At 59.1% G+C, this 20,654-nt stretch carries 19 protein-coding genes; 10 read left to right on the forward strand and 9 right to left on the reverse strand.

Annotated elements, in window-relative coordinates; genetic code table 11:
• The first annotated feature begins 327 nt into the window (after nucleotides 1-327).
• On the forward strand, nucleotides 328-525 hold the full coding sequence (locus M5G26_RS22160; protein ID WP_080762086.1) for a hypothetical protein: 198 nt from the start codon (nucleotides 328-330) through the stop codon (nucleotides 523-525).
• Between the two features lie 173 nt (nucleotides 526-698).
• Here the strand turns inward: M5G26_RS22160 and M5G26_RS22165 are convergent, their stop codons facing one another.
• On the reverse strand, nucleotides 699-3,593 hold the full coding sequence (locus M5G26_RS22165; protein WP_095114529.1) for a ribonucleoside-diphosphate reductase subunit alpha: 2,895 nt from the start codon (nucleotides 3,591-3,593) through the stop codon (nucleotides 699-701).
• A gap of 876 nt (nucleotides 3,594-4,469) precedes the next feature.
• On the opposite strand from M5G26_RS22165, the gene M5G26_RS22170 reads away from it, so the two are divergent.
• Both M5G26_RS22170 and M5G26_RS22175 read left to right on the forward strand, forming a co-directional pair.
• A complete protein-coding gene (locus M5G26_RS22170) occupies nucleotides 4,470-5,192 on the forward strand; it encodes a response regulator (protein WP_134178236.1) in 723 nt (240 codons plus the stop codon).
• Nucleotides 5,189-6,799 carry an ATP-binding protein gene (locus M5G26_RS22175; RefSeq protein WP_038369486.1) on the forward strand — a complete coding sequence of 537 codons (1,611 nt, stop codon included), beginning with the start codon at nucleotides 5,189-5,191 and terminating at the stop codon, nucleotides 6,797-6,799. The genes M5G26_RS22170 and M5G26_RS22175 overlap by 4 nt, the downstream gene beginning before the upstream one ends.
• A gap of 115 nt (nucleotides 6,800-6,914) precedes the next feature.
• On the opposite strand, the gene M5G26_RS22180 is transcribed toward M5G26_RS22175, so the two are convergent.
• The gene (locus tag M5G26_RS22180; RefSeq protein ID WP_273916484.1) at nucleotides 6,915-7,640 is read right to left on the reverse strand and encodes a 4'-phosphopantetheinyl transferase family protein; all 726 of its coding nucleotides are present in this window, start codon (nucleotides 7,638-7,640) and stop codon (nucleotides 6,915-6,917) included.
• Nucleotides 7,641-7,798: 158 nt separating this feature from the next.
• Nucleotides 7,799-8,590 (reverse strand): dienelactone hydrolase family protein, encoded by a 792-nt coding sequence (locus M5G26_RS22185; RefSeq protein ID WP_273916485.1) that lies wholly within the window; start codon nucleotides 8,588-8,590, stop codon nucleotides 7,799-7,801.
• Between the two features lie 143 nt (nucleotides 8,591-8,733).
• Here M5G26_RS22185 and M5G26_RS22190 point away from each other — a divergent pair, with 143 nt between their 5' ends.
• The 3 genes from M5G26_RS22190 to M5G26_RS22200 all read left to right on the forward strand — a co-directional run bounded on the left by M5G26_RS22190 (nucleotide 8,734) and on the right by M5G26_RS22200 (nucleotide 11,507).
• Nucleotides 8,734-9,336, forward strand: a complete 603-nt coding sequence (locus tag M5G26_RS22190) for a hypothetical protein (protein ID WP_273916486.1) — start codon at nucleotides 8,734-8,736, stop codon at nucleotides 9,334-9,336.
• Nucleotides 9,337-9,486: 150 nt separating this feature from the next.
• Nucleotides 9,487-10,164 (forward strand): response regulator transcription factor, encoded by a 678-nt coding sequence (locus tag M5G26_RS22195; protein WP_016987432.1) that lies wholly within the window; start codon nucleotides 9,487-9,489, stop codon nucleotides 10,162-10,164.
• The gene (locus M5G26_RS22200; RefSeq protein ID WP_016987433.1) at nucleotides 10,161-11,507 is read left to right on the forward strand and encodes an ATP-binding protein; all 1,347 of its coding nucleotides are present in this window, start codon (nucleotides 10,161-10,163) and stop codon (nucleotides 11,505-11,507) included. Before M5G26_RS22195 ends, M5G26_RS22200 begins: the two co-directional genes overlap by 4 nt.
• A gap of 317 nt (nucleotides 11,508-11,824) precedes the next feature.
• On the opposite strand, the gene M5G26_RS22205 is transcribed toward M5G26_RS22200, so the two are convergent.
• Nucleotides 11,825-12,823: an AraC family transcriptional regulator gene (locus M5G26_RS22205; protein ID WP_273916487.1), complete on the reverse strand. Its 999-nt coding sequence runs from the start codon at nucleotides 12,821-12,823 to the stop codon at nucleotides 11,825-11,827.
• Between the two features lie 351 nt (nucleotides 12,824-13,174).
• On the opposite strand from M5G26_RS22205, the gene M5G26_RS22210 reads away from it, so the two are divergent.
• Nucleotides 13,175-14,509 (forward strand): dicarboxylate/amino acid:cation symporter, encoded by a 1,335-nt coding sequence (locus M5G26_RS22210; protein ID WP_134178230.1) that lies wholly within the window; start codon nucleotides 13,175-13,177, stop codon nucleotides 14,507-14,509.
• A gap of 145 nt (nucleotides 14,510-14,654) precedes the next feature.
• Nucleotides 14,655-15,836 (forward strand): CaiB/BaiF CoA transferase family protein, encoded by a 1,182-nt coding sequence (locus tag M5G26_RS22215; protein WP_273916488.1) that lies wholly within the window; start codon nucleotides 14,655-14,657, stop codon nucleotides 15,834-15,836.
• A gap of 133 nt (nucleotides 15,837-15,969) precedes the next feature.
• Here the strand turns inward: M5G26_RS22215 and M5G26_RS22220 are convergent, their stop codons facing one another.
• Complete coding sequence (locus M5G26_RS22220) at nucleotides 15,970-16,464, reverse strand: SprT family zinc-dependent metalloprotease (RefSeq protein WP_095051057.1); 495 nt, start codon at nucleotides 16,462-16,464, stop codon at nucleotides 15,970-15,972.
• A 127-nt stretch (nucleotides 16,465-16,591) separates the two neighbouring features.
• A complete protein-coding gene (locus M5G26_RS22225) occupies nucleotides 16,592-17,194 on the reverse strand; it encodes a Yip1 family protein (RefSeq protein ID WP_016773629.1) in 603 nt (200 codons plus the stop codon).
• 289 nt (nucleotides 17,195-17,483) lie between these two features.
• On the opposite strand from M5G26_RS22225, the gene ttcA reads away from it, so the two are divergent.
• Nucleotides 17,484-18,308 (forward strand): tRNA 2-thiocytidine(32) synthetase TtcA, encoded by an 825-nt coding sequence (gene ttcA / locus M5G26_RS22230; protein ID WP_038367448.1) that lies wholly within the window; start codon nucleotides 17,484-17,486, stop codon nucleotides 18,306-18,308.
• A 134-nt stretch (nucleotides 18,309-18,442) separates the two neighbouring features.
• Nucleotides 18,443-19,117: a DNA-3-methyladenine glycosylase I gene (locus tag M5G26_RS22235; RefSeq protein ID WP_095051058.1), complete on the forward strand. Its 675-nt coding sequence runs from the start codon at nucleotides 18,443-18,445 to the stop codon at nucleotides 19,115-19,117.
• 79 nt (nucleotides 19,118-19,196) lie between these two features.
• Here the strand turns inward: M5G26_RS22235 and M5G26_RS22240 are convergent, their stop codons facing one another.
• From M5G26_RS22240 to arsC, 3 genes are read right to left on the reverse strand one after another with little or no spacing between them, the layout of a single operon-like run.
• Nucleotides 19,197-19,622: a DUF2069 domain-containing protein gene (locus tag M5G26_RS22240; RefSeq protein WP_273916489.1), complete on the reverse strand. Its 426-nt coding sequence runs from the start codon at nucleotides 19,620-19,622 to the stop codon at nucleotides 19,197-19,199.
• Nucleotides 19,623-19,624: 2 nt separating this feature from the next.
• Nucleotides 19,625-20,221, reverse strand: coding sequence for an NAD(P)H:quinone oxidoreductase (gene wrbA, locus M5G26_RS22245; protein ID WP_077574124.1), 597 nt, complete (start codon nucleotides 20,219-20,221; stop codon nucleotides 19,625-19,627).
• Nucleotides 20,218-20,571 (reverse strand): arsenate reductase (glutaredoxin), encoded by a 354-nt coding sequence (gene arsC / locus M5G26_RS22250; protein WP_273916490.1) that lies wholly within the window; start codon nucleotides 20,569-20,571, stop codon nucleotides 20,218-20,220. Before arsC ends, wrbA begins: the two co-directional genes overlap by 4 nt.
• Nucleotides 20,572-20,654: the final 83 nt, after the last annotated feature.

The following is a 20,654-nucleotide window of genomic DNA, read 5'->3' on the forward strand; positions in this document are numbered from 1 at the left end:
TCTAGCGCGTCTAACTTAATTTGGTTTTTGTTTGATGTAAATCAATGTTTTCATATGCAATTAAAGTTGTAGGCGGCTGTTCGTTTGCTGGTTTTTGTTTGTGTTATTTAATTAATGGATAGTTTGCTTTCAGGGCCTTTGTTTTATTGTTTTTAGTTGTGTCGTAACGTAAGGTGCGCGCTCTCTCATCGGGGCTCTTGATGAGGGGGAGAGTGCTCGCTTGAAGTACTCTTATTGAAGTCTCCGGTTGCGTCGACACGATGATGAGTGCTCTGCAATCATCGTGACGGCAGCCTGCCGAGATGTTTATTTGAAATGGAGATCGTTATGTCGCTGCGTATGGGTTTTGGTCTGACTTTGGCCGCAAGTTTGCTGTTGGGTGCTGTAGTTGTTCAGGCTGCACCGGCTTCCTGGTGGCTTTATGAGTCGGCTTCGACCGGCCGTACTATGTGCAGCAATGTTCCGCAGGCCAAAGGCTGGGTTCGTGTTGCCGGTCCTTACAATAACGGCGGCTGCCGCCGCTAAGCGTTATTGGTAAGTATCGAAAAGAGGCTCCTTCAATGAAGGGGCCTTTTTTGTATCTGCCAATACCCGTTCGCTCTTGCAGGGAATGCGGGGCAAAAGAAAACCCCCGACACACCAGAGGTCTGTCGGGGGTTTCTCATTCAGGTGTCTTGCAACACCTGAACACGCTCAGCTTATTGGCAAGCTTCGCAATCCGGTTCGTCGATCGCGCAAGCCTTTGGCACTGGAGCAGGGCCGGCAGGTGCTGCCAGAACCGAATCGTCGCCGTGGTTGCCGCCGCTGGAAACAGCGTTCAGCTTGCCGGTGTTGATGGTCGACTTCTCGGTGCTGGTCGCAGCCAGGGCACGGAGGTAGTAAGTGGTTTTCAGACCACGGTACCAGGCCATGCGGTAGGTCACGTCGAGCTTCTTGCCCGATGCGCCGGCGATGTACAGGTTCAGCGACTGGGCCTGGTCGATCCACTTCTGACGACGGCTGGCCGCGTCAACGATCCACTTGGTGTCCACTTCGAACGCGGTCGCGTAGAGCTCTTTGAGTTCTTGCGGGATGCGCTCGATCTGCTGAACCGAACCGTCGTAGTACTTCAGGTCGTTGATCATGACCGAGTCCCACAGGCCGCGAGCTTTCAGGTCGCGAACCAGGTACGGGTTGATCACGGTGAATTCGCCCGACAGGTTCGATTTCACATACAGGTTCTGGTAGGTCGGTTCGATCGACTGCGAGACGCCAGTGATGTTGGCGATGGTCGCGGTCGGTGCGATGGCCATGATGTTGGAGTTACGAATGCCTTTCTGTACACGGGCGCGAACCGGTGCCCAGTCCAGGGTTTCGTTCAGGTCGACATCGATGTACTTCTGGCCACGAGCCTCGATCAGGATCTGTTGCGAATCCAGCGGCAGGATGCCTTTGGACCACAGCGAACCCTGGAACGTCTCGTACGCGCCGCGCTCGTCAGCCAGGTCGCAGGAAGCCTGGATCGCGTAGTAGCTGACCGCTTCCATCGACTTGTCGGCGAACTCGACGGCAGCGTCGGAACCGTAAGGAATGTGCTGCAGGTACAAAGCGTCCTGGAAGCCCATGATGCCCAGACCGACCGGACGGTGCTTGAAGTTGGAGTTCTTCGCTTGTGGCACCGAGTAGTAGTTGATGTCGATAACGTTATCGAGCATGCGTACAGCGGTGTTCACGGTGCGTTCCAGCTTGGCGGTGTCCAGCTTGCCGTTGACGATGTGGTTCGGCAGGTTGATCGAACCCAGGTTGCAAACGGCGATCTCGTCCTTGTTGGTGTTCAAGGTGATCTCGGTGCACAGGTTCGAGCTGTGAACCACGCCGACGTGCTGCTGCGGGCTACGCAGGTTGCACGGGTCTTTGAAAGTCAGCCATGGGTGGCCGGTTTCAAACAGCATGGAGAGCATTTTGCGCCACAGGTCTTTGGCCTGGATGGTCTTGAACAGTTTGACCTTGCCTGGGTATTCGGTCAGGGCTTCGTAGTACTCGTAGCGCTCTTCGAAGGCTTTACCGGTCAGGTCGTGCAGGTCCGGCACTTCGGATGGCGAGAACAGGGTCCACTTGCCGTCATCGAAGACACGCTTCATGAACAGGTCAGGGATCCAGTTGGCAGTGTTCATGTCGTGGGTACGACGACGATCATCACCGGTGTTCTTGCGCAGCTCGATGAACTCTTCGATGTCCATGTGCCAGGTTTCCAGGTAGGCACACACAGCGCCTTTGCGCTTGCCACCCTGGTTAACGGCAACGGCGGTGTCGTTCACCACTTTCAGGAACGGAACCACGCCTTGCGACTTGCCGTTGGTGCCTTTGATGTACGAACCCAGTGCACGCACCGGCGTCCAGTCATTGCCCAGGCCGCCAGCAAATTTCGACAACATGGCGTTGTCGTGAATCGCGTGGTAGATGCCCGACAGGTCATCCGGCACGGTGGTCAGGTAGCAGCTCGACAGCTGTGGACGCAGGGTACCGGCGTTGAACAGGGTCGGGGTCGACGACATGTAGTCGAAGGACGACAGCAGGTTGTAGAACTCGATCGCACGGTCTTCTTTCTGCTTCTCTTCGATCGCCAGGCCCATGGCCACGCGCATGAAGAAGATCTGCGGCAGTTCGAAACGCACGCCATCCTTGTGGATGAAGTAACGGTCGTACAGGGTTTGCAGGCCCAGGTAGGTGAATTGCTGATCGCGCTCGTGGTTGATCGCCTTGCCCAGTTTTTCCAGGTCGAAGGAGGCCAGCACAGGGTTCAGCAGTTCGAACTCGATACCTTTGGCGATGTATGCCGGCAGAGCCTTGGCGTACAGGTCGACCATTTCGTGGTGAGTGGCGCTTTCGGCCACACCCAGGAAGCCCAGGCCTTCGGCACGCAGGGTGTCCATCAGCAGGCGGGCGGTGACGAACGAGTAGTTCGGCTCACGCTCGACCAGGGTACGGGCGGTCATCACCAGCGCGGTGTTGACGTCGGTCAGGGCCACACCGTCGTACAGGTTTTTCAGGGTTTCGCGCTGGATCAGGTCGCCGTCGACTTCTTCCAGACCTTCGCAGGCTTCGGTGACGATGGTGTTCAGGCGACCCATGTCCAGCGGCGCCAGGCTACCGTCGGCACGGGTGATGCGGATCGACGGGTGCGCGTTGACCGCTTCTTCTGCCGGTGCGTGGGCAGCGCGTTCTTTCGAACGACCGTCACGGTAGATCACGTAGTCGCGAGCGACTTTCTGCTCACCGGCACGCATCAGGGCCAGTTCGACCTGGTCCTGGATTTCTTCGATGTGGATGGTGCCGCCCGACGGCATGCGACGCTTGAAGGTCGCGGTGACCTGTTCGGTCAGACGGGCAACGGTGTCATGGATTCGCGACGAAGCGGCAGCGGTGCCGCCTTCAACTGCGAGGAACGCTTTGGTGATAGCGACGGTGATCTTGTCATCGGTGTAAGGAACGACAGTGCCATTGCGCTTGATCACGCGCAGTTGACCAGGCGCGGTGGCTGCCAGATCCGAATTCGAATCAGCGGCCTGCGGCAAGGTGCCCTGCGGGTTCTCGCGAGTTGTGTCGGTTTGCATGGGGGGTGGTCTCCACATTCTCTATGTTTGTTTGGGCACCATCATGGTGCCCACCGTTCTGTCCAGAAGCACTACAGCCGACGGGCGTCGGGTATAACAACTTCGGGACAGTAGGAAAAAAGGCTGATGAAGCCGCATCCTTGCCGAAGTTTTTGGCTACGAGCCAGGGCCCGAACCGGATTCCTTCCCAGGTGACAGTAATGACTGCAACACCCGTACCGTTCTCGCCGCTGCGCGGTAAAAAACGGTGCCATCCGCAAGTGCGGTTTGGGCTTTGAAAAACTTGCTTGGTTCAACCGGAAACCGGCAATAAAACGCTTGAGTTTCAGGTCTTAAATGTGGTTGGGCGTTTAAGCGGAAAACCCTATATGTAGGGTCTCTCCCTGCGCCGTGCTACAAGATAATGCGTTTCACGGGTGCTTGCAACGTACTAGCTGTGGATAAACCTGTGCGTAAATTGTGTAAGAAATCCGGAATTCGCGTGTAGGCCGCGAACCTGCTGAGCTAGACCGTCTGTCACTGTTTTTTCACCGGGAAAAACGCTTCAGCGGATTTTTAAGGGCGCGAACCCTATCACAAAAAACTGCCTTGTCCGAACGCATTTACCGACTTGTGTTCTGGCTGTACGCCGTTTATACAATCGGCCCATGTGCAGGCATTGTTATCCTCCAGAAACATGACAAAAGGACGGGAGGATCACGCTAAATATCGCGTACCCCTGTAGGAGCTGCCGAAGGCTGCGATCTTTTGATCCTGATCTTGAAAAGCAAGATCAAAAGATCGCAGCCTCGTTTCACTCGACAGCTCCTACAGGGGATTGTGTGTCCGGGCAATCGCCTTCCTTTTATTAATAACAATAGAAAGCAGAGGTCACCGGTGGAGCAACAAGCCTTTCAGGTATTGATCGTCGAAGATGACCAGCGACTGGCCGAACTGACGCGCGACTACCTGCAAGCCAATGGACTGCGCGTGGACATCGAAGGCAACGGTGCGCTGGCGGCGGCGCGGATCATCAAGGAGCAGCCGGATCTGGTGATTCTCGACCTGATGCTGCCCGGCGAAGATGGCCTGAGCATCTGTCGCAAGGTGCGCAATCAGTACGACGGACCGATTCTGATGCTCACCGCACGCACTGACGATGCCGATCAGATCCAGGGCCTCGACCTCGGTGCCGACGATTACGTGTGCAAACCGGTGCGCCCACGTCTTTTGCTGGCGCGCATTCAAGCGTTGCTGCGTCGTAGCGACAGCACCGAAGCGGTGGCAGAGAAATCCCGTCGTCTGCAATTCGGCCCGCTGGTGGTCGACAACGCCTTGCGCGAGGCGTGGCTGAGCGACAACGGCATCGAGCTGACCAGCGCCGAATTCGACCTGCTCTGGCTGTTGGTGTCCAACGCCGGGCGCATTCTGTCCCGCGAAGAAATCTTCACCGCCCTGCGCGGCATCGGCTACGACGGCCAGGACCGCTCGATCGATGTGCGTATCTCGCGGATCCGCCCGAAAATCGGCGACGACCCGGACCACCCGCGCCTGATCAAGACCATTCGCAGCAAAGGTTATCTGTTCGTTCCTGAAGCCTGCGTAGACCTGCCGCTGTGAACTCGATCTTCCTGCGCATCTACGGCGGCATGTGCGCAGCGCTGATTCTGGTGGCGGTGCTCGGTGTGCTGGCGCTGAATCTGCTCAATACCGTGCGCAGCGAGCAGTATCGCGAGCGGCTGGCCCACGGCACCTTTTCGCTGATGGCCGACAACCTGCAACCGATGAACGAAACCGAGCGCCATCGAGCGTTGCTGGTATGGGAGCGGTTGCTGGGGATTCCGCTGGCGCTGAAGAAGTTCGCCGAGACCGATCTCGATCTGTCCCAGCGCACCCGCGTACAGCGCGGTCAGGCCCTGGTCGAGCAGACCGGTCCGCACGCGGCCAAGGTCTACCGGATGGTCAGCGACAAGGAACAACTTGTACTGGTGGGAGAAGTGCAGCAGATCAGCGAGCAACTGGCCCGCGCGACCATTTACCTGCTGGCCGATGAACTGGTGCGCGTACCGGTCGGCGAGCAGCCCAAGCGCCTCGCGCAGATCAAGCAAGAGAAGGGCTTCGGTTTCGATCTGCGCCTGGTCACGGTGAATGACGCCGACATGGACGAGGATCAGAGCCGTCGCGTCTCTGAAGGCGATACGGTGATGGCGCTGGGCAAGGGCGGCGATTCGATCCGCGTATTTGCCGGCATGGTCGGTACGCCGTGGGTGCTGGAGATCGGCCCGCTGTATCAGATGAACCCGTATCCACCGGAATGGCTGGTGCTGATTGCTGCGCTCGGGCTAAGCCTGATCGGTCTTATCGTTTATCTGCTGGTGCGTCAGCTCGAACGGCGTTTACGCGGTCTCGAGGCGGCGGCCACGCGGATTGCCAAGGGCAGCCTGGAAACCCGTGTGCCGGCGCGCGGTGCCGACTCGGTCGGGCGCCTGGCGTCAGCGTTTAACGGCATGGCTGAGCACTTGCAGCAGTTACTGGCGATCCAGCGCGAGTTGGTGCGTGCGGTGTCGCATGAACTGCGCACACCGGTGGCGCGTTTGCGTTTCGGTCTGGAAATGATCGGTTCGGCGACCACCCCGCAAGCGCTGGAGAAATACCGCGAGGGCATGGATCACGACATCGAAGACCTCGATAAGCTGGTCGATGAAATGCTCACCTATGCGCGCCTGGAGCAGGGTTCGCCAGCGCTGACGTTCCAGCGCATCGACCTGGATGCCTTGGTCAATCAAGTGATCGAGGAGCTGGCGCCGTTGCGCGCTGAGGTCACCGTGCAACGTGGTTTGTGCCTGTCTGCGGCGGATAACGATGATGCCTGGGTGGAAGCCGAGCCGCGTTATCTGCACCGCGCATTGCAGAATCTGGTGAGCAACGCCATGCGTCATGCGCGTTCGAGCGTGACGGTGAGTTATCAGGTCGGGCAATTACGCTGCCGCGTCGACGTCGAGGATGACGGGCCGGGTGTACCGGAAGTGGCGTGGGAGCGGATTTTCACGCCATTTCTGCGCCTGGATGACAGTCGCACCCGGGCGTCGGGCGGGCATGGTCTGGGCTTGTCGATTGTGCGGCGGATCATCCACTGGCATGACGGCCGGGCGATCATTGGCAAAAGCAAGAGTCTGGGCGGGGCTTGTTTTAGCCTGAGTTGGCCGAGGAATCAGGAACGCCGTTGAGTTTTGTAGTGCCTGTCATGCCGCCTTCGCGAGCAGGCTCGCTCCCACAGGGGAACGTACTTCAAAATGTGGGAGCGAGCCGGCTCGCGAATGGCCGGCACAGGCGCTAAAGATTTCAGGCCTGAATGCTGACCAGACTCAACAACTGCCCATCCAGCACCCCGAACTGCGCCTCCAGTTCAGTGCCGTTGCGCCATTCGGCAGACAAGTCCGTTAACAGCCGCAACCGGACTTCACCGGCCTCAGTCCACTCCAGCACTTCAGCGTGCTCGAAATAAAAGCGCTTCTGCACAATCGGGTACAGCGCTTTGAACAGACTTTCCTTCACCGAAAATGTCAGCGTCACCCACAGCGCCAACTGATCCCGCGAGGCGGCCGTCATGCGTTGCATTTCAGGTGGCGTCAGAATCTCCCCAGCCAGCCGCTCGGCACGTTCGGTGTCGAGCAGGTTTTCCAGATCCATGCCCAAACCGCGCCAGTGCCTTTTGTTGGCGACAATCGCTGCCGCGCGTCCGGTGCTGTGCGTGATCGAGCCGCAGATATGCGCGGGCCAGATCGGCGCGCGATCTTCGCCAATCGCCGGGACAACGCTGCTGCCTTCCAGTTGTTGCAACGCCGCGCGGGCACAAATCCGCCCGGCGAGAAATTCTGCCTGTCGCTTGGCCACCGAACGCTGAATGCTCGGCGGCGGCTCGATGGCACTGCGGCGAAAGTCATCGCCAAGCAATTGAGCCGGATCGAAGTGAGTACTGAGCAGCACGGTATCAGGCAACACCGTCGGCAACGGCCAATGGCTGTCGAGCGCGGTACAGCAGGCGGGGAGGGCGGGGGTGAGATTCATGGCGGGCATTTTGCCGGTTAGTCGAGACAAGGTCGAGATGATCGTTCCCACGCTCTGCGTGGGAATGCCTCAATGGACGCTCTGCGTTCGCTTTGGGACGCAGAGCGTCCCGGGCTGCATTCCCACGCGGAGCGTGGGAACGATCAGGTGCGGAGGGGTCAGCTAAAGATTTTCTGCAAGAACGCTTTCATGTCCGCCCAGGATTTTTCATCCGCTGCCTTGTTGTACCCGATGTCCGGGCCACCGTGCTCGCCATGGCTCAGGCGATCGGCATCCGGATTGGTAAATCCGTGCTTGGCGCCGTCGAGGCTGACGAACTTATAGTCAGCGCCAGCCTTGTCCATTTCCGTCTTGAACGCCGTGACATTGTCTGGAGTGACCATGCTGTCCAGCGCACCGTGTTCGACCAGAATCTTCGCCTTCACACTGCCGGGTGTCGCCGGGGTTTTGGTTGCCAGCGCACCGTGGAAACTCACCACGCCCGCCAGCGGCTCTCCTTGGCGCGCGGCGTTCAGCACCACCGCACCGCCGAAGCAGTAACCGATGGCGGCGATTTTGTTGACGTCGGTCTGCGCCTGCTTCTTCAGCAAATTCAGCCCGGCCTCAAAGCGCTTGCTGGAAGCCGCCGCATCCTGAGTCGCCGCCTGCATGAACGCCATGGCATCTTTCGGGTGTTCGGTGTTCTTGCCTTCGCCGTACATGTCGATCGCCAGAGCGCTGTAACCGAGTGCGGCGAGATCACGCGCGCGGCGCTTGGCGTAGTCGTTCAGCCCCCACCATTCGTGCACCACGACGACACCCGGGCGTTTGCCTTGGATGGCGTCGTCGTAGGCGTAGTAGCCGATCAGTTTCGTGCCGTCGGCGCTCTGGTAGGGAATTTCTTCAGTCTTGATCGCAGCCTGAGTGAGGCTGCTGACGGCCAGCAAGGTGAGGGCAAGGAACAGGCGCATGGTCGAGTCTCCTGACAGTAAAGGGTCAAAACAGCCTAGTTCATTTGGTTCAGGTCAGGTTCAGAGACGGTTCAGGGGCGGTACAGGGGAGGGTCAGTAACCTTGCGCCATACCCAAACAGCACTGTGAAAGAGGAAATACCCATGACTTTTAACAAACTGTTGCTGGCATTGACCGTAATGAGCGCCAGTATCGCGGCCCAGGCCGATACCACTTCCAACTTCGCCGGCCTGTCCTTCGGCCAGACCAGCGACAAGATCGACAAGTCCCACGCACTGAACAACAACCTCGACCACCCGAACGCCACCGGCGCCATCGACGGCAACAACACCTACGGCGTACGCCTCGGTCAGCAAAACAGCCAGGGTCGCTACTACGCCACCTACGACAACGTGTCGGGTTCGCACAATGGCATTAAACTGCGTCAGGAAAACCTGCTGGGCAGCTACGATCTGTTCTACCCGGTGGGCGGCAGCACCAAGTTGTTCGGCGGTGCAACGGCCGGTCTGACCAAACTGACTCAGGAGTCGCCAGGCTTTAGCCGCGACAGTGATATCGGTTATGCCGTCGGCGGTCAGATCGGTGTGTTGCAACAAGTATCGCAAAACACTTCGGTCGAACTCGGTTACCGTTACCTGCGCAGCAACGCCAGCACCGAGATGAGCGAGCGCGGTGGCAGCAAGCAAGGCTCGCTGGATTTGACCAGCAGCGCGCAGACTTACCTGTCGGCTAACTACAATTTCTAAGGAGTTGCCAGCAGGTTCAATGTGGGAGCGAGCCTGCTCGCGAAAGCGGTGAATCAGTCGATCAATTTATCGACTGCCACACAGCCTTCGCGAGCAGGCTCGTTCCCACAGGTGTGTGACTGGAGATTCTGATTTGCCCGGGAGAGTGTTATGAAACTGTTGGTCGTCGAAGATGAAGCGCTGTTGCGCCATCACCTGCAAACCCGCCTGACGGAAAGTGGCCACGTGGTCGAGTCCGTGGCCAATGCCGAGGAGGCGCTGTACCAGACCGGACAGTTCAACTTCGACCTGGCGGTGATCGATCTCGGCCTGCCGGGCATGGGCGGTCTCGATTTGATCCGCCAATTGCGCGCGGGGGGCAAGACCTTCCCGATCCTGATCCTCACCGCGCGCGGCAACTGGCAGGACAAGGTCGAAGGCCTCGCCGCCGGCGCCGACGATTACGTGGTCAAGCCGTTCCAGTTCGAAGAACTCGACGCGCGCCTGAATGCCTTGCTGCGCCGCTCCAGCGGTTTCACCCAGTCGACCATCGTCGCCGGGCCGCTGCTGCTCGACCTCAATCGCAAACAGGCCACCCTCGACGAGCAACCGCTGGCGCTGACCGCCTACGAGTACCGCATCCTCGAATACCTGATGCGCCATCACCAGCAAGTGGTGCCCAAGGATCGCCTGATGGAACAGCTCTATCCGGATGACGACGAGCGCGATCCGAATGTCATCGAAGTGCTGGTCGGCCGTCTGCGCCGCAAACTTGAAGGCCCGGCCGGGTTCAAGCCGATCGACACCGTGCGCGGTCTCGGCTACCTGTTCAATGAGCGCTGCACTTGATTCGTTCTCTTCGCGTTCGCTTGATGCTCGCCGCCACCACGTTGGCGGTGTTGTTCATGCTCGCCTTGCTGCCGGCGATGCAAGGCGCGTTCAGCCTGGCGTTGCAGGACTCGATCGAGCAGCGCCTGGCTTCGGACGTGACCACGCTGATTTCGGCCGCGCGCATCGAAAACGGTCGACTAGTGATGCCCAATCAGTTGCCGGATGAGCGCTTCAATCTCACCGATTTCCGTTTGCTCGGCTACATCTACGATCGCGAAGGGCACCTGGTGTGGCGCTCGAAAGCCACCCAGGAAGAGCAGATCAACTACAAACCGCGCTACGACGGACTCGGTAACGAGTTCGCGCGGATCCGTGAAACCAATGGCCAGGAATTCTTCGTCTACGACGTCGAAGTCAAACTGCTCGGCGGCAAAAGCGCGGCGTTCAGCATCGTTGCCCTGCAACCGGTGCGCGAGTACGAAACCACCCTCGAAGGCCTGCGCGAAAATCTCTATCTGGGCTTCGGTGCAGCGTTGCTGGTGCTGCTGGCATTGTTGTGGATCGGCCTGACCTGGGGCCTCAAAGCCTTGCGCCGGCTCAGTCAGGAACTCGACGAAATCGAGGGCGGCACCCGCGAAAGTCTCACTGAACAACATCCGCGCGAACTGCTGCGCCTGACCGGCTCGCTCAACCGTTTGCTGCACAGTGAACGCCAACAGCGCAGTCGTTATCGCGACTCTCTCGATGACTTGGCGCACAGCCTGAAAACCCCGTTGGCAGTGTTGCAAGGCGTCAGCGAGGACATGGCCCAACGCCCCGAAGAACGCGATCAGGCCTGGGTGCTGCAAAGCCAGATCGAACGCATGAGCCAGCAGATCAGCTATCAACTGCAACGGGCCAGTTTGCGCAAAAGCGGACTGGTGCGGCATCAGGTGCGCCTGCAACCGGTACTGAAAAGTTTGTGTGACACGCTGGACAAGGTTTATCGCGATAAACATGTACGGGTGGCGTTTGATCTGCCGGAGCATTGTTATGTGCCGATCGAGCAGGGCGCTTTGCTGGAGATGATGGGCAACTTGCTGGAAAACGCTTATCGCCTGTGTCTGGGCGAAGTGCGCATCAGCGTGCGCGAGACCCTCGCCGGGATCGAACTGTGCGTCGAAGATGACGGCCCGGGCGTGCCGCCGGATCAGCGTGCGCGGATTCTGGAGCGTGGCGAACGGCTGGATGCCCAGCATCCGGGGCAGGGGATCGGGTTGGCGGTGGTCAAGGACATTATCGAAAGCTACAACGCCAAACTCGCGTTGGGCGATTCACCGATGGGTGGGGCGGCGTTCAGGATTCATTTTCCGGCGGTGTGATTGGGAGTTGCCCTCACCCTAACCCTCTCCCAGAAGGAGAGGGGACTGACCGAAGTGTCTTTGGAAAATTATCGACCTGAGCGATTTGCAGCGAATATGGATTCAATAGAGAGCTTGCAGGTCGGCGTATTTCTCAAGCATCCCCCAATCAGTCCCCTCTCCCTGAGGGTGTCTGGCGTTTTATATCGACCTGAAATAGCCAGTCGATTATGGATTCAGTAGAGAGCGTTCAGGTCGGCGTACTTCTTGAGCATCCCTCAATCAGTCCCCTCTCCCTCGGGGAGAGGGTTAGGGTGAGGGGCTTTTGATTTAGCGCCTCACTGCTCCTGCGCCCGATAAGCCCCCGGCGTCAGCCCCGTCCACTTCTTGAACGCCCGATGAAACGCCGACGGTTCGGAAAATCCCAACTGCTCGGCAATCTGCTGCAACGACAGATCCGCGCGGCCCAAATGATAAATGGCGATATCCCGCCGCAACTGATCCTTCAACTCCTGAAAACTCGTGCCTTCCTCACGCAAGTGCCGGCGCAAGGTCTGCGGGCTGATGTGCAGATGCGCCGCGACCGCTTCCAGATCCGGCCAGTTCGCACTGTCGCGGCTGAGCAAACGGCGCAGGCGGCTGCTCAGGCTGTCGCCGTCGTCGGGGCGAGAAAGCAGGTCGGCGGGAGAGCGTTCGAGGAAATGTTTGAGCGTGCGTTCGTCCTGCAACAGCGGCATGGACAGATAGCGGCTGTGGAATAAAAGGCTGCTTTGCTCGGTGCCGAAGGTCAGCGGGCAGGGGAACAGCAGATCGTACTCGGCGCCATGCTCGGGGCGTGGATAGCTGAAGCTCGCCTGTTCGAGGCGAATCCGCTGGCCAATCAGCCAACTGCCCAGGCGATGCCAGATCACCAGCAAGCTCTCGGTGAGAAAGTGATCCGGGTCCCATAACTGCGAATCGTCGAGACTCAAACGCACCCACTCGTCTTCGCGCGTGAGGCTCAGGCGCGGGGCTTCGGGGAATAGGCTATAAAACAATAAACCCCGTTGCAGCGCTTTCTCCAGATTGCGGCAGTGAATCGAGGCATGGCACATCATGGCGAAACTGCCGGGTTTGCTTGGTGCGTTGCCGAAACCCAGGTATTCGTCGTCCAGCGCCAGCCACAGGCCCTGAATCAACCGGGTGAATTGTTCCGGGGCAATGCGTGCACGCGGCTCATCGAGCAATTCCGCGCTGATGCCCAGTTGCAGCAGCAGGCCCGAGTAATCGAAACCCACGCGGCGTGCGCCTCCGAGGGCGGCACGGGCGAAATGACTGGCGATGGTGCGTTCGCGCATAAGCGGCAGATCCTTCCTCAGGCGCCGGATGGTAGCTGGCGGCCGGACGCACCTACAAGGCGGATTTCCGCCAAATTGTAGGACGAGAAGCGGCGAGTTGGCGGAAATCCGCCACACTTGAGTCACCGAGTGGTGACATCCATGACGCTGTAATCCCTGATATCAAAAGGCTTGCAGGCAATCGCACCAAAGTGGCACGACGTTTGCGATACAAGCCACAGAAGCGTGCGTTTCGCCCTGATGGACAACGCTGCTCCAACAACAAATCCCTCCAGTGCAGGAGGGTTCGCAATTAAGGTTTCGCGGCCAACAGATGGATGTTGCCACGCGGGACGCTTGAGGAAACCTGCAATGACGACTCGTCAGCCACTGTACAAATCCCTGTATTTCCAGGTGATCGTTGCCATCGCCATCGGCATCCTGCTTGGTCACTTCTACCCTCAGACCGGTGTGGCCCTCAAGCCGCTGGGTGACGGGTTCATCAAACTGATCAAAATGGTCATCGCCCCGATCATCTTCTGTACCGTTGTCAGCGGCATCGCCGGCATGCAGAACATGAAATCCGTGGGCAAGACCGGCGGCTACGCGCTGCTGTACTTCGAAATCGTTTCCACCATTGCCCTGCTGATCGGTCTGATCGTGGTCAACGTTGTGCAACCGGGCGCCGGCATGCACATCGACGTCACCACCCTGGACGCCTCGAAAATCGCCACTTATGTGACGGCCAGTAAAGACCAGAGCATTGTCGGTTTCCTCCTCAATGTAATCCCGAACACCATCGTCGGCGCGTTCGCCACCGGTGACATCCTGCAAGTGCTGATGTTCTCGGTGATCTTCGGCTACGCCCTGCATCGCCTGGGTTCGTACGGTCGTCCGCTGCTGGACATGATCGATCGCTTCGCCCACGTGATGTTCAACATCATCAACATGATCATGAAACTGGCGCCGCTGGGTGCTTTCGGCGCGATGGCCTTCACCATCGGTGCCTACGGCGTCGGCTCGCTGGTGCAACTGGGCCAGTTGATGATCTGCTTCTACATCACCTGCATCCTGTTCGTGGTGGTGGTGCTGGGTGCGATCTGCCGTGCTCACGGTTTCAGCGTGTTTAAACTGGTGCGTTACATCCGTGAAGAGCTGTTGATCGTACTGGGCACGTCCTCCTCGGAATCGGCACTGCCACGCATGCTGATCAAGATGGAGCGTCTGGGCGCGAAGAAATCCGTAGTGGGTCTGGTGATCCCGACCGGTTACTCGTTCAACCTCGACGGTACTTCGATCTACCTGACCATGGCGGCCGTGTTCATCGCTCAGGCGACCGACACCCACATGGACATCACCCACCAGATCACCCTGCTGCTGGTATTGCTGTTGTCCTCCAAAGGCGCGGCTGGCGTGACCGGTTCGGGCTTCATCGTACTGGCCGCGACCCTGTCGGCGGTAGGTCACCTGCCGGTGGCCGGTCTGGCGCTGATCCTCGGTATCGACCGCTTCATGTCCGAAGCCCGCGCACTGACCAACCTGGTCGGTAACGCAGTAGCCACCATCGTGGTTGCCAAGTGGGTCAAGGAGCTGGATACCGATCAGCTGCAAACCGAGCTGGCCTCGGGCGGTCGCGGTATCTCTGATACCCGTCCTGAAGATGATCTGGGTGTGGCTGAAGGCCCAACCCCAAGCAATGTGAAGTAAGCACTGCTTGCCTGGAAAAACCCGCTTCGGCGGGTTTTTTCTTGCCTGCGATTTGAGCGTAACGGTCACACCCGCTGACATTTCCGGTGATTGCCGTACGCGGTATCGCTGCCTAGGCTGAGTGCATCGCCCAAGGAGTTCGCCCATGTCCGCACCGCTGGCCTCACTGAAGATCCTCGATTTCTCGACGCTGCTGCCGGGGCCGTTTGCCTCGTTGTTGCTGGCGGACATGGGCGCGGAAGTGCTGCGCATCGAGTCGCCGACGCGCCTGGATCTGCTGCGCGTTTTGCCGCCGCATGATGGCGGAGTTTCGGCCAGTCATGCCTACCTCAATCGCAACAAGCGCAGCCTGGCGCTGGACCTCAAACAGCCTGAGGCGCTGGACGTGGTCAAGCAATTGCTGACCGATTACGACATCGTCCTCGAGCAGTTTCGCCCCGGTGTCATGGAGCGTTTGGGCCTGGGCTATGAAGCGCTGAAGGCGATCAATCCAAAGTTGATTTATGTGTCGATCACCGGTTACGGCCAGACCGGGCCGTACAAGGATCGCGCCGGGCATGACATCAATTACTTGGCGCTGGCGGGTCTTTCCAGTTACACCGGCCGTACAGACAGCGGCCCGCTGCCGCTGGGCATGCAAGTGGCGGATGTCGCCGGTGGTTCATTGCACGGGGTGATCGGCTTGTTGGCGGCGGTGATTGCGCGGCAGCAAACCGGGCAGGGCACGCATCTGGATGTGAGCATGACCGATTGCGCGTTCAGCCTGAATGCCATGGCCGGGGCCGGCTATCTGGCATGCGGTGAAGAGCCTGGATGGGAAGATCAGATGCTCAACGGTGGCAGTTTCTACGACTACTACCGTTCCCGCGATGGGCGCTGGATGTCGGTGGGCAGTCTGGAACCGGGGTTCATGCAGCAACTGTGTACGGCGTTGGGGCGGCCGGAGTTGGCGGCGCAGGGCTTGTCCTCAAAACCTGAGCAGCAGCGAGCATTGAAATACGCGCTGACGGTGGAGTTTGAAAAGCATGATTTTGCTGAATTGTGCGAGTTGTTTGCCGGGATCGATGCGTGTGTCGAGCCGGTATTGAGTCTGGGGGAGGCGGTAAGCCATCCGCAGTTGCGGGCACGGGAATTGGTGACGCAGGTGCCGCGTGAGGATGGTTCGACGCAGGCGCAGATAGCGTGTCCGTTGAAGTTTTCCGAAGCGTTGCCGGCGCCGCGGCATGTTGGCGCGGTGTTGGGGCAGCATACGGATCAGGTGTTGGGGGAGTTGGGGTTCAGTGTTGAGCGGATTGCTGAATTGCGTTCTGCCAAAGTCATTCTTTAATGCCTGTTCTGGCCTCATCGCTGGTAAGCCAGCTCCCACATTTTTCGAGGTGTCCACAGATTCTGTGTAAGACACCTAAACCTGTGGGAGCTGGCTTGCCAGCGATGGGGCCAGTCGGGGCGACGCAAACTGACTATTCGACGCGCATCTCACCACTGAACACCAAGGTATTGCGGCAGCGGCGACACAAATACCGCCGCCCCTGCCGCACCAGGCTATGGCGCTGCGCCGAAAACGGAAAATCGCTGTCCGCGCACGGGCATTTGTAGATATAGCGGGTCACGCTGCGGCGCTTGATTGCATAGGTGTGACAGCGATCCGGCGGTAGTTCGTAAACGCCGCGCATGATCAGTTGCCATTCCTCGCCGTGGGGTTGAATGCGCTCGCCAAACAACTGATGGGCGATCAGGTGCGCGACTTCGTGGGCCACGGTCTGCTTGAGGAAGTGTTCGGTGTTTTCCCGGTACAGCTGCGGATTGAAGCGCAGCAGATTCTCGTGCAGATGCGCGACACCGGCTTTTTGCCCGCGCAGCTTGAGACTGACGACAGGGCGTGGGAAAGAACGTTTGAAAAAGGCTTCAGCGAGTTGGTAACAGTCTTCGACGCGGGTATTGAGTTGCTCGGGCATGCTTGATGGATCTCCAGAGGCGTCGAGTATGCCGCAACCCTGTGGACTTGCGAATCGCCGAGCTGCCGAATGGTCATCCTTGAAACGACAAGGCCGCCTTGCGGCGGCCTGTGATCAGCCTGTCGAGTCAGTTCGTATACACAGGCCCGACGCCCAGCCCCCAGACAATCACGGTGAATGCCATGATGGCGACCAGCACCACCAGACCCACCGCCAGCACCGAGCTGGAAAACAGGAAGCCCTCGTCCGACGGAATATTCATGAACGTCGGCAGCCCCACATACAACAGATAAACCGTGTAGCAGATGGCCGCCGTACCGACGATCATCCCCAGCCACATATGCGGATACAGCGCCGCCAGACCGCCGACGAACAACGGTGTCGCGGTATAAGTGGCAAATGCGACACAACGGGCCAGACTCGGATTGGCGTCATAGGTACGCGCCATCCAGTGCACGAAGGCACCCATGACCGCGACGCCGCCGAGCATGGCCAGGTACGACATGATCGTCATCCACAGTGCGCTTTCAAAGGTAAGCATCACCGGTGCGCGGTTGCCGATCACCCAGCCAACCTGAGTAGTGCCGATAAACGCCGAGACAGCGGGGATCGCCGCCAGAATCAGCGTGTGGGTGAGGTACATGTGGCTGATGCTTTCCTCTTGGTCGCCACGGATTTCCTTCCATTCCTGATCGGGGTGGGTAAAAAGTCCCACTACGTGATGGATCATGCCAGTCACTCCTCTTGTTATTGCCATCGCCCCCCAGCGGAGCGCCTACGGGCCAAGGTGGCCGAGCAAATACAGGTCTTCAGATTGTGTGCGACCTTATGTCGCAGTATAGAAAGGTCTTACCCGCACAGGTATTAGGGGCTTAGAGCAAATCGCGCTGTAAACAGGGCGGGTAATCGCCTTGGGGTCTGTTAACGCGTCGTCGGCTGGCCGCGACAACCTGTGCCCACAACCCCGGGGTTTTTGCGTAAAATGCCGGCCTTTCGTCACACCTCACGGATTTCGCGTCATGGGCACTCTTACGGTCAACCAGAACAAACTGCAAAAGCGCCTGCGCCGCCTGGCCGGCGAAGCGGTCGCCGATTTCAACATGATTGAAGACGGCGACAAGGTGATGGTCTGCCTGTCCGGCGGCAAGGACAGCTACACCATGCTCGACGTGCTCCTGCACCTGCAGAAGGTTGCCCCGATCAAGTTCGAGATCGTCGCGGTGAACATGGACCAGAAGCAGCCGGGCTTCCCTGAGCATGTGCTGCCGGCCTACCTGAAAGAGCTGGGCGTCGAGTACCACATCGTCGAGAAAGACACCTATTCGGTGGTCAAGGAACTGATCCCGGAAGGCAAGACCACCTGCTCGCTGTGTTCGCGCCTGCGTCGCGGCACGCTGTACACCTTCGCCGACGAAATCGGCGCGACGAAAATGGCCCTCGGTCACCACCGTGACGACATCGTCGAGACGTTCTTCCTCAACATGTTTTTCAACGGCTCGCTCAAGGCAATGCCGCCGAAGCTGCGCGCCGACGATGGTCGCAACGTGGTAATCCGTCCGCTGGCGTACTGCAACGAGAAAGACATTCAGGCTTACTCGGATTTGAAAGAATTCCCGATCATCCCGTGCAACCTCTGCGGTTCGCAGGAAAACCTGCAACGTCAGGTGGTCAAGGAAATGCTTCTGGACTGGGAGCGCAAGACCCCCGGTCGAACTGAAAGCATCTTCCGCAGTCTGCAGAACGTGATCCCGTCGCAACTGGCCGACCGCAACCTGTTCGACTTCACCAGCCTGAAGATCGACGAGACCGCAGCTTCGCGCTTCGTCAACGTCGTCAACCTGTAAACACCTTCAAATGTGGGAGCGAGCCTGCTCGCGAAAGCGGTGTGTCATTCAACTGATTTGTTGACTGAGACTCCCACTTCGCGAGCAGGCTCGCTCCCACATTGGTTTCTTCGCTTTATTCAATAGGAGAGGGCATGCGCGATTACAAGTGGCTGCACGAATACTGTCTGAACCGCTTCGGTTCGGCAGCTGAACTGGAAGCCCATCTGCCCGTTCCCAAGACCCCGGCACAACTGCGCAAGATCAGCGACGACCGCTACCTCTCGACCATGGCCCTGCGCGTGTTCCGTGCAGGCCTCAAACACAGCCTGGTCGACGCCAAGTGGCCGGCGTTCGAGGAAGTGTTCTTCAAGTTCGACCCGGAAAAAGTCGTGCTGATGAGTGCCGAACACCTTGAGCGTCTGATGCAGGATGCGCGAATCATCCGTCACCTCGGCAAGCTCAAGAGCGTGCCGCGCAATGCACAGTTCATTCTCGATGTGGAGAAGGAGAAGGGCAGTTTCGGTGCGCTGATCGCCGACTGGCCGGTGACCGATATCGTCGGTTTATGGACGTACCTGAAAAAGCACGGCCATCAACTGGGCGGGCTGTCGGCGCCACGGTTTTTGCGCATGGTTGGCAAGGACACGTTTGTGCCGAGCTACGACGTGGTCGCGGCGCTGAATGCGCAGAAGATCGTCGACAAGGTGCCGACCAGTTTGCGTGATCTGGCAATTGTCCAGGACACGTTCAACCAGTGGCATGAGCAGAGCGGCGGACGGGCGATGAGCCAGATTTCGATGATGCTCGCGTATACAGTGAATCATTAAAAGATCGCAGCCTTCGGCAGCTCCTACAGGGAAGTGCGCCCCAAGTGTAGGAGCTGCCGAAGGCTGCGATCTTTTTCCATCAGGCGACGGAGATCTCGCCTTCGCCCGCCAGTTTGCGATTCAACTGATACCGCCACCGCACATACAACAGCGCCGAGCAGAACACCGCCAGGCTCGCGATCATCTCCAGCACGCCAAACCACTGTCTGCTCGGGTCATACGCCGCCAGTGCGCCTTTGATGAAATACAGATTCACCACAAAACACATCCACGAATGCCCACGGGCGCTGCCCATGATCATCGCCGGGGCGAGAACAATCCACGGGATCAGCTCGACCAGCAGAATCACCCACGGCCGTGCGCCGTGCAGGTCGGCGAACAGCAAATAGTAGGCAGCGAGCAGCCCGGCGAGGGCGAAAAAGCTCAGCAGGCTGAGCACGCGCATCGCCTTCACTCGCGGTTCAAGCCACTCGACCGAGGGCAGGACTTTCGGCTTTTTCGCCACCGTCAGCCCTCCAGCTTCTGCGCTGTCTTGGCCAAACGCAGACCGAGCGCGCGGCACAGCGCCACTTCGTGCTGATCGAGGCCTTTTTTACCGTCAGCCCCAGCGTGATGGCTGGCACCGTATGGCGTACCGCCGCCCTGGGTTTCCAACAGCGCCGATTCGCTGTAAGGCAGACCGGTGATGAGCATGCCGTGGTGCAACAGTGGCAGCATCATCGACAGCAGGGTGGTTTCCTGACCGCCGTGCAGGCTGGCGGTGGAGGTGAACACGCCAGCCGGTTTGCCGACGAGGGCGCCGGTCAGCCACAGGTTGCTGGTGCCGTCGAGGAAGTATTTCAGCGGTGCGGCCATGTTGCCGAAACGCGTCGGGCTGCCAAGGGCCAAACCCGCGCAGTTCTTCAGGTCATCGAGCGTGGCATACAACGCGCCTTCGTCCGGGATGTCCGGCGACACCGCTTCGCACTCGGTGGAAATGGCTGGCACGGTGCGCAAGCGCGCTTCGAGACCCGCCTGTTCGACACCACGGGCAATCTGCCGGGCCATCTCGTTGGTCGAGCCGTTGCGGCTGTAATACAGCACCAGAATGTACGGCGCGCTCACGGCAACAACTCCAGGATATTTTCCGGCGGACGACCGATGACGGCTTTGTCGCCGACTTCAAGAATTGGCCGTTCCATCAGTTTTGGGTGCTGGGCGATGGCGTCGATCAATTGCGCTTCACTGAGGCTTTCGTCCGCCAGCTGAAGCATCTTGTATTCATCTTCCCCGGTTCGCAGCAACTGGCGTGCGCCGATCCCGAGTTTGCCGAGCAGGGCCTTGATTTGCGCTGCGTTCAGCGGGGTTTCGAGGTAGCGCACGACGTTCGGGGTCAGGCCGCGGGCTTCTAGAAGTTCCAGCGCGCCGCGGGATTTCGAGCAGCGCGGATTGTGATAAAGCGTCAGATCGGTCATGGCGGGTCGCTTCTGGCGTAAAGTGGCGGCTATTCTAACTGTGCAGCGCGCAATCCAGAACCTTCGGAGGCAATGGGTCGCAG

This window comes from Pseudomonas sp. TNT2022 ID642, from assembly GCF_028656995.1.
Classification (GTDB): Bacteria; Pseudomonadota; Gammaproteobacteria; order Pseudomonadales; family Pseudomonadaceae; genus Aquipseudomonas.